Source organism: Denitrificimonas caeni (assembly GCF_027498055.1).
Classification (GTDB): Bacteria; Pseudomonadota; Gammaproteobacteria; order Pseudomonadales; family Pseudomonadaceae; genus Denitrificimonas.
In genome coordinates, this window is the sequence record NZ_CP114976.1 from 2,354,529 (window position 1) to 2,366,307 (window position 11,779).

The 11,779-nt window shown below is 50.2% G+C and carries 9 protein-coding genes; 1 reads left to right on the forward strand and 8 read right to left on the reverse strand.

Going from position 1 to position 11,779, the window contains the following annotated elements:
- Positions 1-5: 5 nt before the first annotated feature.
- The 8 genes from flgH to O6P33_RS10960 form a co-directional block, all read right to left on the reverse strand.
- The gene (gene flgH / locus O6P33_RS10925; RefSeq protein ID WP_269817807.1) at positions 6-725 is read right to left on the reverse strand and encodes a flagellar basal body L-ring protein FlgH; all 720 of its coding nucleotides are present in this window, start codon (positions 723-725) and stop codon (positions 6-8) included.
- Between the two features lie 21 nt (positions 726-746).
- Positions 747-1,532: a flagellar basal-body rod protein FlgG gene (gene flgG, locus O6P33_RS10930; RefSeq protein ID WP_269817808.1), complete on the reverse strand. Its 786-nt coding sequence runs from the start codon at positions 1,530-1,532 to the stop codon at positions 747-749.
- A 57-nt stretch (positions 1,533-1,589) separates the two neighbouring features.
- Positions 1,590-2,330, reverse strand: a complete 741-nt coding sequence (locus tag O6P33_RS10935; RefSeq protein WP_269817809.1) for a flagellar basal body rod protein FlgF — start codon at positions 2,328-2,330, stop codon at positions 1,590-1,592.
- Positions 2,331-2,529: 199 nt separating this feature from the next.
- Positions 2,530-2,844 carry a DMT family transporter gene (locus O6P33_RS10940; protein WP_269817810.1) on the reverse strand — a complete coding sequence of 105 codons (315 nt, stop codon included), beginning with the start codon at positions 2,842-2,844 and terminating at the stop codon, positions 2,530-2,532.
- A complete protein-coding gene (locus O6P33_RS10945) occupies positions 2,841-3,272 on the reverse strand; it encodes an SMR family transporter (protein ID WP_269817811.1) in 432 nt (143 codons plus the stop codon). The genes O6P33_RS10940 and O6P33_RS10945 overlap by 4 nt, the downstream gene beginning before the upstream one ends.
- A gap of 378 nt (positions 3,273-3,650) precedes the next feature.
- Complete coding sequence (locus O6P33_RS10950; RefSeq protein WP_269817812.1) at positions 3,651-7,331, reverse strand: translocation/assembly module TamB domain-containing protein; 3,681 nt, start codon at positions 7,329-7,331, stop codon at positions 3,651-3,653.
- Positions 7,328-9,067, reverse strand: coding sequence for an autotransporter assembly complex protein TamA (locus tag O6P33_RS10955; protein ID WP_269817813.1), 1,740 nt, complete (start codon positions 9,065-9,067; stop codon positions 7,328-7,330). Before O6P33_RS10955 ends, O6P33_RS10950 begins: the two co-directional genes overlap by 4 nt.
- Positions 9,068-9,118: 51 nt before the next feature.
- Positions 9,119-10,684 (reverse strand): sensor domain-containing diguanylate cyclase, encoded by a 1,566-nt coding sequence (locus O6P33_RS10960; RefSeq protein WP_269817814.1) that lies wholly within the window; start codon positions 10,682-10,684, stop codon positions 9,119-9,121.
- Positions 10,685-10,844: 160 nt separating this feature from the next.
- On the opposite strand from O6P33_RS10960, the gene xthA reads away from it, so the two are divergent.
- The gene (xthA, locus tag O6P33_RS10965; RefSeq protein ID WP_269817815.1) at positions 10,845-11,672 is read left to right on the forward strand and encodes an exodeoxyribonuclease III; all 828 of its coding nucleotides are present in this window, start codon (positions 10,845-10,847) and stop codon (positions 11,670-11,672) included.
- The last annotated feature ends 107 nt before the right edge of the window (positions 11,673-11,779 follow it).

Below are 11,779 nucleotides of genomic sequence, written 5' to 3' on the forward strand. Positions count from 1 at the left end.
TACCTTTAGAAGGGCCACATAGGGCTAAGAAAGAAGCGATCTAACCAGCCTGGCTGACTGGCATTGGCAAAAGCACCGGTACCTGAGTAGGTAATGCGGGCATCGGCAATGCGGGTCGACGAGACGACGTTATCGGTGCTGATGTCATCTGCACGTACAATTCCAGAAATACGCACCAGCTCATCACCGGTGTTAAGGGTTAACCATTTTTCACCGCGTACCGCCAGCACACCATTGGGATAAACCTCGGCGATGGTCACGGTAATCGAGCCCGATAGGCTATTGCTTTGCCCAGACTGCCCAGAGCCTTTAGTGGAGCGTTTAGCACCGTAACCTGCTTCTAAGCTGAGTCGATCGTTGGTCATCCCCAAAGCACTCAAGCCCGACAACGGGTTTTTCGGCGAAACGGCCATACCTAAAATATTGGGCACGCCGATATCAGTATTGCTGTCTTTTTGAATCTGCGAGTTAGCATTTTTACTGGCTTGGGTGCGCTCATTTAAGCTAATGGTAATAATGTCACCCACGCGAAAGGCTTTGCGGTCAGTAAAGTAATTGGTGTCAAAGTCGGCTTGGTAAATAGCACCATTGGTTTGCGTGGCAGGCAGCGGCGTTCGCGGTAAAACCGGCGCATAGTAAGGATCATTTGGTTTAGGCGGCACCGGCATACAACCTGTTACCAGCGCTGCTGCAGTTAGACTTATCACCATCAATGAACGTTTCATCACACTACCCCACTAACCGTATTAAAGCTGCTGAGTGATAAAGGACAGCATTTGATCCGCGGTAGAAATGACTTTTGAGTTCATTTCATAAGCGCGCTGCGTGGTGATCATGTTCACCAATTCCTCAACCACACTGACGTTAGAGTTTTCCAACGTATTTTGTAGCACAGTACCCAAACCATTGAGTCCAGGAGTTCCGTCTTGCGGCGCACCACTGGCAGCAGTTTCCAGGAATAGGTTATTACCAATGGCTTCTAAACCCGCTGGATTGACGAAGTCTGTGATTTGAATATTGCCAACAATTTGTGGCTGCGGATTACCGGCAGTGGTCACTGTTGCTGTGCCATCTTCACCTACAGTAAAGGTGCGCACTTCTGGCGGCAGCATAATGGCCGGTTCAATGGCGAAACCACTGGAGGTCACCACTTGGCCATCTGAACTCAAGTGAAAACTACCATCGCGGGTATACGACACAGTGCCATCGGGCATCAATACTTGGAAAAAACCGCGACCGTTAATCGCCATATCCAAAGGTTGCTCAGTGGTTTGTAAGCTACCTGCGGTAAAGATTTTCTGCGTGCCAACAATGCGCACACCCGTACCCAGCTGCAAACCGCTTGGCAGCTCGCTGTCTTGGCTGGATTGTCCACCGGGTTGACGGCGGATTTGATAGAGCAAGTCTTCAAACTCAGCACGATCACGTTTAAAACCTGTGGTCGAAACGTTGGCTAAGTTGTTAGAGATGGTCGTGAGGTTCATGTCCTGTGCGGATAAACCTGTTTTTGCGACCCAAAGTGCTGGAAGCATGGTTTTTCTCCTCGAGCGTCGAGTTTATGACGCTGCAATGCCTAATTGGCTAGATGACTAACTTAACTGCATGATCCGTGCCACTGCGGAGGAATTATCCTCAGCGGTGCGCATCATTTTCACTTGCAGCTCAAATTGTCGTGATAAGGCCAGCATTGCAGTCATTTCTTCAACAGCATTGACGTTACTGGATTCGGTAAAACCTGAAGTCACACGGGCATTAGCATCTGCCGCAAATGACAGTCCATCTCGGGCGCGGACTAAACCATCAGCCCCCTTCTCTAACTGCTTAGGATCCGGCAGAACCAGTTTAAGCCGGTCTACTTCAGCCATAACGCTGGGCGCTTCACCCAAGGCTCGAATACTGATGGTACCGTCTTGGCCAATTTCAATTTTCTGCTCGGGCGGCACAGCAATAGGGCCGGCATTCCCCAAAACTGGCAGCCCGGCAGCAGTGCGCAACATGCCCAAGCTATCCACCTGCAGACTGCCAGTGCGCACATAGGCTTCTGTGCCGTCAGCGGATTGCACCGCCAACCAAGCATCACCAATGGCTGCCACATCCAGGTCGCGCCCAGTTTCTTGTAAGGTACCGGCAGTAAAGTCTGTACCGGGACGCTCAGTTAACGCATAAGCGCGAGCAGGTAAGCCATCACCAAACATAGGCATTGAGCGCGCTTGTTCGAAGTCACGCTTAAAGCCACTGGTAGACACGTTCGCCAAGTTGTTGGCATGGGCTTGTAAGGCTTGTGTGTTCTGGCTCGCGCCAGTCATGGAGATATACAGCATCTTGTCCATGGATAATCCTCCGCGGTGGGCAATTGACGCCCGTAGCTATGTATAAGAATTAAAGCAAAGACTGTGCCAACTAAAACAAGGCGCGAGCGGAGCTAAAGTGCTCAGGCACAAAAAAAGCGGCAAGAGCTTGCCGCTTTAAGAGGTGGTAACTGGAACATAAAGTAGCGACTAACAGCGTTTGTCAGCCGCGCGCTTTAGCTTATAACTGCATGGCAACAATACCGGCGACAATACATACCACGCCAATCATGCCCTGCTTGCCTAAACGCGAGTTAAATAGCAGACGGTCCAGCAGCACTGTTCCCAGCACACCTAAACCACCCCAGACTGAGTAAGCAATGCCAAGCGGAATATAACGCACGACAAAACTCAGCAACACAAACGCTAAGATAATAGACAGTAAGCCTGCCACACCCCAAATCGCTTTTTTAAAGCCTTTCGAGCGCTTTACGCAATAACAAGCCACTAAGTCCAAAGATACCGAACCAATGAGTAACGACGCTGGCAGAATCATAGCGTCACCTCACCTAAAGTTACGCCATTGGTATTTTTAGCCACAGGCACCGGCTTAGGCTGATCAAGGCCCTTTACCACAGCTGGCTCATCAAGCCCGTCTTCTGCTTGGCCCTTATCAAAGGTCACCAGCAGCAAGCCAAACAACATCAGAGCAATGGCGAACATTTCCACTAGCGTGAGGTATTCACCAAACAGCACTACACCGGCGACACCAATCAAGAACAAGCCAAGGCCTTCCCAGATTGCATAAGACACTGCCAACGGAATGTGCACAACGGCACGTGAAAACGCATAAAACGACAAAGAAATCATCACTGCCATGACCACATAGCCAAAGACAGGAGAGCTGGTTGCGGCGTACTTCATTCCTACGGTGCTGATTACTTCAGCAACTACGGCTAAGGCCAACATAAACCAGTAATACATTTTGAAACCCCTTAGGGAATCTCTGAAAAAGCACTTAAACCATTTAAGCTTCGGTTTATAAGCAGCAGCTCTTTTAGAGCGTCCTTAATTTTTAGATACAGTTGTCCGCTTAAGTGTTAACACAACTCAAGTGACTCTTTATTTAAACTAAATTAAGACATCGGATGATGTGAGAAGGAAACCAGCTATAGACCACCACGCCAGCGTTTCTCATAAAGATGGAGCATCAAGGAGGGGATAAAGCGCAAACAGAAACTACACATTGAACCACTTTTGGGTGACTTCGATGCACGCAGTATAGCATAAAAGTCCACCCCCACCTAATTTAAAGTGACTTTTTTCTGTGCCGAGCACTGCCCTAATGGGCGTTAATCGGTTTTAAAAGTTGCGCTTATAAAATATATCCAAGGAGTTGGCCAAGCCACTGGCCGCTTCTAAATACAAGCGTTTAGTCAATTCATAACGCAGCGCCAAGGTACTTGCCGGCTCAAAAACACCGACACCATAGCGCAGGCTCACGCGTTCACTGATGCGCCCTGTAGCTACTACGCTTGAGGTAACGCCACTGCCTTCACTTTCGAGGCTAAAGTCTTGCACGCCAAAGGCTTCGGCAATTTTACTGGTAATGGGCGCAGTCCCCATTAAACCCAAAGCCAACGCCGCTTGTGCCATAACATTGCCATCTTCACCACCACCTTGCAGCGGCCGCCCAAGCAGCAACCACGACAAAGCTTGCTCCTGACTCATCGCCGGCGTGGAGAAAATTTCACTGCGCGGCTGATCAGCCGGACCGCTCAAGCGCAGACCTGCAGTCACATCGCCGGTGACCCGCACCGCTTCAATATCCAGAAAAGGCTGGCTTAAAGGCCCAGCAAAGAGCAAACGCGCGCGGCGTAACTCTAGGCGCTGTCCATAAGCGCGATAGCGACCATTGAGCAGCTCTAACATGCCGCGCCCGGCCATGTTGTCCCCCACCTGCAAATGACCACGCAAGTCCGCATTTAAGCCAAACCCTGAAAACCGCAAGCGCTCCGCACCAACATTCACTGTCACGTCCATTGCCACTTGCATGGCTGGCTCTGGCTCAGCCTGGCCAATCACTCGCGCATCCGGTGAAATACGTACCGCTTGCTCGGGCAACTGTGGAATGGTGATCAAGCCTTTAGGTACAGCCACTTCACCGCTAATAAATAAGCGCTGATCTTTTAGGCTCACGTGCAGGTCTGGGGCAATTTCAATATCAGCGTAAGGCTCAACCTGCAACGGTAACTGTTGGCCTTTAATATCAATGTCCACCAGTAACTGCTTAGCCCAGCTGACACTGCCTGAAATACGCCCTGTGCCCTCATCACCACTGTGCCAACCGCCCTTGAGCTGCAGTTGCTCACCTTTAATATCGGCGCGCAGTTGCAACTGTTCAAAAGGTACTGGCAACTCCCCGCCACTGAGCTGACCATCACGCACTTGGACAAAGCCTGTGACATAAGGCGCAAGTAAATCACCCGCTAAAGTGCCGCGCCCATCCAGCACGCCACGCACTGTTTCCACTTCTGCAATAAATGGTCGCAGAGCAGATAAATCAACGTTCTCAATAATAAAATTACCGCGCAGTTTTTTCTTCGCCGACAGTGGATCAATATCTGCCGTGACTTCTAAATTACCGCTGTCCACACCTTTTAACTGAAACTTAGACTTAATGGCGCTGGCACTGAGTTCGCTACTTAAGCGCAGCCTTTGCCAAGCAAACACCTGTGGTTGCTCATCATTTTCCACGCGCAGTTGGCCTTGCCCGGCATCCAATAAGATCTGACCTATAGGGCCTTTTTCCAGCAACTCTAACTTAAAGACGCCATTGACCTGCCCTTTAATCTGCGCGTCACTGGGCAACCAAGGCTGTAAAGTTGCCAACGGAAAACTCAACAAGCGGTAATCGATTTTGGTCTGCGGTAGTATTTGCTGTTTACCGGCACATAAACTGGACTGTTTGTCACGCAAGCAATGTGCAGCAATAGTCAGCTCACCCGTATTTAAATAGCTGATCGCAGTCGCTTTTTCTAAAGCCCAGTTTTGCTCATGACTGCTGATCGATAATTGCTGCAGCTGACCTAGCCAATCGTGGTCTTGCAGTACGCCACTGAGCTTGAGTTGTGCTTGCAGCAGCGGGCCAGTTAAAGACAGCTCGCCTTTGTGTGCTGCCAATGTTCCCGAGCCGTCAATGTGCAGAGTGCCAAGCTCGTTATCGCCCACCCAAACCCGCTCAGCATTTAGACTGATTTGTGCTTGCTGTGATGCCAGCAAGCTACTGCTGAGCTGCAATTTGCCGATTTTATTGCCGTCATACGCAATACCGCCGGCCTGTAATAGTGCCTGGCCTTGCGGCTTATCTAAAGTACCGGCGACACTCACTGTCCCCTCGGCTTTACCCGCTAAGCCGGGCCACAACTGCACCAGTCGTGGCAACTCCAACTGCAGGTTGGCAGCCAGCGCTTGATCAACTTTTGCTGTTGCAGTGATGCGGTTATCGCCAAATTGGATGTTGGCTTGTTTAAGCTGCCACAAGGCAACCTCTTGCCCCTGCTGCGCGCCGTGTAACTCCAGTTGCAACTGGGTTGGTGAGTCGCGTAATTTACCTTTAATGTCTGCTGTGGCCTCAACCTGCAACTGCCCATCATGCAGAGCACCCTGACTATGAATATTGCCCGCCAGCTCGCCGGGTAATTCTGCCACCCAGTACGCAGGGTTTAACTGACTGGCTTGAATATCTGCCAACCACTCCACACCCTCGGCAAAGCCAACAGTGGCCGTGCCTTGTAAGCGTCCTTGGCCAGCTTCCAGCAGCAACTGACTTAATTGCACTTGCTGTAAATCACCCGCAAACGCTGTGGTTAAAGTAAATGGCCCGGCGGGACCCGCTAAAGCGCCATCCAGTTGGCCCTGATAATCACCTGCCTGATAACTGACGTGCCCAGTCAGGCTGTGCAGCTGCACGGGAATATCGTCTTGCTCTAATAGGCTATGCCAAGGGAACTCTTGCCACTGCAATTGGGCATCGGCTTGTAACTCATCTTGCCAAGCTAGCGCACCTTGCAAGGCTACAAACTCTTGTGCACTGGCACTTAAGCGCAAAGATTCCAACTTTGCGCCGCTGGTGTTGACCAGTGCCGCCAAATCCAGGCGCATTTGTTCGGGAGTTTTAGCCAACAAGCCTTCGGCCGTCACTTGATAGCCCTGCTGCATATTGCCCTGCATTTGCACGACCAAATCGGCCAGTGTCAGGGTTTCTGGCAAATCCGCAGCAGCTAAAAACTCTGCCACATTGACAGTTAACTGCACAGGCAAATCCGCATCCAAAACCTGCGCCTCACCCTTGAGGGTTGCCGCCAGATAACCTGCGGTCTGCGCATTTAAAGTCAGTGTATGCAAGCTGCCACTCAACTGAGCCTGCACGGTTAAGCTTGGCTCGTCAGGAATGGGAATCTGCGCAGCCACTTGTAACTGCAACGGCCAATCGGCATGCGGAACAATATTGCCTTTAACTTGCACGCTGTACTCTTGGTGGCTCAGGCCCAGCTCAGCAATATGAATGCCATCAGCCAACCAGCGGGCACGCAAGCCTGCAGCAGTTACTAATGATTCACCATTAAGAATAAACTCGCCCACACGGAGGCGCTGCACCTCAATCTGCAAGGGCAACTGTAAGTCAGGCAACTCAAGTGCTTGCTCCGGCTCATCGGTGGTTTCTGTGGGCGGCAGCACAAGCGCAATGCGCTCAACTTCTAAGGCATCTAGACACAAGGTGCTGCGCAGCAAGCAGCTGGGGCGTATCTGCATGTGCGCGTTGCTTAAGTGCAGCGACATACCCTCTTGCTGCCATTGTAATTCTTCCGCGCGCCATTCAGTTAGCACGGCTCCCTGCCAACCAGAAACCATTAAGCCCGGCACTTGATTCAGCATCCAACGGCTGCCCGCCTGCGTGGCCAGCACAGTGTAGCTTGCGCCCAGCATTAGCAAAATCAAACCCAGCACAGTTAACACAACGGCAATGCTGATGCGCTTCATAGCTCTGGCCCCATGGAAAAGTGAATCCGCCAGCCTTTGTCATCATTCAAGGGTTGGGCTAAATCTAAGCGGATCGGCCCCACTGGCGATACCCAACGAATACCCACACCCACAGCGGTTTTAAGGCTGTCGCTCAAGGAGTTAAAGGCATTACCGTTATCAATAAAGGTTGCCGCGCGCCACTGCTCAGCAAAGCTGTATTGATACTCAACACTGCTCGCAATCATGTAACGTCCACCTTCTCGCTTACCACGGCGATCACGGGGCGATAAGGTTTGATAACCATAACCGCGCACACTTTGGTCGCCACCGGCAAAAAAGCGTAAGGACGGCGGTATTTTATTATAGTTATTGGTGGAAATTGCCCCAATTTGTACACGGCCAAGGAAGCGATGCTTATCAGCAAGAGTGATCAGTCCGCGACTTAAAGCAGTGACATGTAACAAATCAGCATCGGCCAGCACATCTTGCTTGGCGCCACGCACTTCCCACTGCAAGCGGTAACCGCGACTCGGATCAATGGGGGAATCGCTATGTAGCACGGAATAACTTACGCCCGGCATTAAAAAGCTACTGCGGCCATCTTTACTGCCTGAGCCAAAGTTATATTGCTCTTGCTCCCACGTCAGCGAGAGCACTCGCATCCAATCACTGGGGAGTCGCGACTGCCACAGGGCACCAATATTAATTAAACGGCTATCAACATCCACCAAATCCTCACGCTGATAACCGGTGAAAAAGCGGACATAATCGGTCAGCGGCTCCGACAATGGCACCTGATACCAGGTCGAAACGTTTTGTCGTGGTTTAGAAACCTCACTGTCAAAACCCAGCTTATGACCTTTGGCGTTGACCCGGTGCCGCTCCCAACCAAAGCGGGCACGGGGGCCAACGTCGGTGGAAAACCCCGCACCTAAACTGAGCGTGCGCGGCTTAATTGGGGTTAAGCTGACGGTAACTGGAATTTCCAAAGGTCCGTCCGCAGCGCCCACCGCATCCACGCGCACATCTTCAAAGTAGCCACTGGACTGCAAGTTTTGATTAAGCTTGGCGACCAGCGCAGAGTTGTAGGGTGTACCAGGCTTGAAGGGCACTAAGTGTTCCAGTAGCTGCGAGTCAATTTTGGCTTTCTCGGAAAAGCTGACCGGCCCCAGTAAATAACGTGGGCCGCTGTCAAACAACAGGTTGATATCAGCAGCGCCAATTTGTGGATCAATCAGCAACTCGCTTTTAGTAAAATGCGCGGCAAAAAAACCAAAGCGTAAAGCCTGATTTTGCAGCATACTTTTCACATCGTCATAGGCACTGTGATCAAGACGCGCACCGACTTCTAAACGCTTATCATCCGGCAAAGCAAAGGCCGGCAACTCTGCAGCTGGTCCTTCCACGACAATATTTACCGACCGCAAACGCACCGGCTCACCGCGATCCACCAGCACCTGCATCACTGGATTGGCATCATCGGTCACCCGCACGACAATTTTTGCTTGGTAATACCCCAGTGCCTCACTGGCCAAGCGCGCACGCTCTTGCACGGCACGCTTCATCGCATTCAGCGACTTGGCATCACCCTCGCTTAAATCATGAATATACACTTCAATGTTTTTTTTCAGCGCAGCACTCTTTGGTGTCACCTGAACATCGAGACGGTCTTGTGCATAGCTGGCAAAAGACCACAGGATTAGCAGCACAGCGGTACTGCAGATGACGGCGATACGCCTGATTCCAGTACTCATAAAAGCTTAGTCAACGTCCTAGGTTAGATTCTGAGAAGACTCTAGCGAGTGCTACTCACATGCAGTTTGACTGGCCTGTACCTGATTGCGTCCAGCGTCTTTTGCTGCATAAAGGGCAATATCCGCATTTTTAAGAACTTGAGCAATACTGGCTGAACCACACGGCCAGCTGGCAACTCCCAGTGATAAGGTTACTGGCCTATTTACGTTTGGACAAATGCTCTCAGCAATACGTTTGCGTAAGCGCTCAGCCACTCGATGGGCCACTGCTGTTTCTGTTTGCGGTAGCAGTATGACAAATTCTTCCCCGCCAGAGCGACAAACCAAATCATCTGGTCGTGATGCCGCCTGCATATGCTGGGCTAAAGTTTGTAAAACCCTATCCCCTACATCATGCCCAAACTCATCATTAATACGCTTAAAGTGATCAATATCAGCCACTATTACCGAAAAGGGTTGTTCTTGGCGCTCCCATTCATCCAGCGCTATTTGCATGCCACGGCGATTAATCAAACCAGTCAGCGGATCAGTAATGTTTTCTAAGTTGAGCTTGCCCATTTTCTTATTGAGACCGGCTAAGCCGCGTAACATCGCTCTTTTTAACTGCGATGCTTCAAAATACCACACAGAAATACTGGAAATCTGTGTATTAATATCCGGTTCGTCCAGCTCTTCAGCACTGCGTGCCAGCTGCCACAGTGGTTTGGAAATCCAACGTGAAACCAACCACACCAGCCAGACAATAAAGATAAAAAACGGAAAGCTGTACTTCGCCACAGCTAGCATCTGCTGATCCATGCCAGACAAAGTGGCTTCCAAGGAGCGCTGGGTAACCACGCCCCAATTGGTGCTGGGGACAGGCGCATAACCGGCAAGCATCTCAATACCATGAGAATTGAGTAAGTACTGACTGCCGGTTTGTTGCTTGACTACTTTTTCAATCACCGGATTACCAACAATCACCTCGCCGATACGCTCAGCATCCTGATGATAAATAATCCGACCACCGCTATCGACAGCATAAATATAAGCATCGTTGGCATGGTAATGACGCCCCAACAAAGAGTACAAGATACTTTTTTCATGCAAATAAATAGAGCCGCCAATAAAACCTAAGTAGTTATCTTGCGCGTCAATAATGGGTTGGGAAATAAACACCAACAAACGGCCAGTTACGGAAACATAAGGCTTACTGACTAAAGGAATGCGCTCGCGTAATGCTTGCTCAGCCCCCTCACTCATCACCACCTTACCAAACAAGCCTACAGCCTCTGGCGAAGCTGCAATCACCACGCCACTGGTATCCACAATAAATACCGAGTTAAAGCTATCAGTCTGCTCGTTTAAACGGTTAGCAATATGCCCCAGCTTTTCTAGATTATTACCAGCCAGCAAGACATCTTGCGCAGCAAAGGCCAACTGCTGTTGAGCTGCGGACAAAAAGTCTTCAATACTGTTGGCCATTTTTGAAGCGTAGGCTTGGTTGGCCTCAAGCGTTTGCGCAATCAGTAAATCGCGTTGAGTTTTATGGCTGGTATAAAAAGTATTGGCTAAAATCAACACCGCGGTTGATACACTCAACAGCAAGATCAATTGTCGTAAGTTCAATTTACGCATTTTGGGCTGGCTTCCGTAATTATTATGCAGTTCACTGCAACAAGGCTCGTCATACACTTAATATGCAATGCCACCGCCCAATATTCGCCCCAGCATAGTGCTCACTGCTCCTAAAAAGTCAGCGCGTTGCCTGGGTTATTTCATTGCACTAAGGGTTATTATGAAACTCATTTCTTTTAATATTAATGGTTTACGCGCTCGTCCTCACCAGCTGGAAGAAATCATTAATACACATCAGCCTGATGTAATCGGTTTGCAAGAAATCAAAGTCGCTGATGAACAGTTTCCAGAACAGATGATACGCGATTTAGGCTACGAGGTTCACTACCATGGACAAAAAGGCCACTATGGAGTGGCACTTTTATCGCGGCTGCCAGCTTTGGAGATTCATAAAGGTTTCCCTGAGGATGACGACGAAGCTCAGCGCCGCTTTATTTGGGGTGTTTTTACCGACAGTAACGGCGCAACCATTACGGTGATGAACGGTTACTTTCCGCAAGGAGAAAACCAAAGTCACCCGACTAAGTTTCCTGCTAAAGAAAAGTTCTACGCTGACTTGCAACAGCTGCTAGAAAGCCGTTTTACCCCTCAAGATCCACTGGTCATTATGGGTGATTTTAATATTGCCCCTGAAGATATCGACATTGGTATCGGTGATCACAACGCCAAGCGCTGGCTGCGCACAGGTAAGTGCTGCTTTCTACCGCAAGAGCGCCAGTGGATGCAGACCTTGATGGCCTGGGGCTTGGAAGATAGCTATCGGGTTTTATACCCAACAGTCGATGACCGCTTTAGCTGGTTTGACTACCGCAGCCGTGGTTTTGCCGATGAACCCAAGCGCGGCTTGCGGATTGATTTTATTCTGACTACTGCGGTATTGCGTTCACGGATCTGCGCCGCAGGCATTGATTATGAGTTGCGTGCCATGGAGAAACCCTCTGATCACGCCCCGATCTGGCTCGAACTCAGTGCACAACCAGCATCATAACTAAAATCAATAACCAACCAACACTCAAGCTTATAAGGGCCGCTTTACGCTTGAGGATCACTACGCTGGCTATTAGATTAACTGGGTAACTCTACCCAACCACTTAT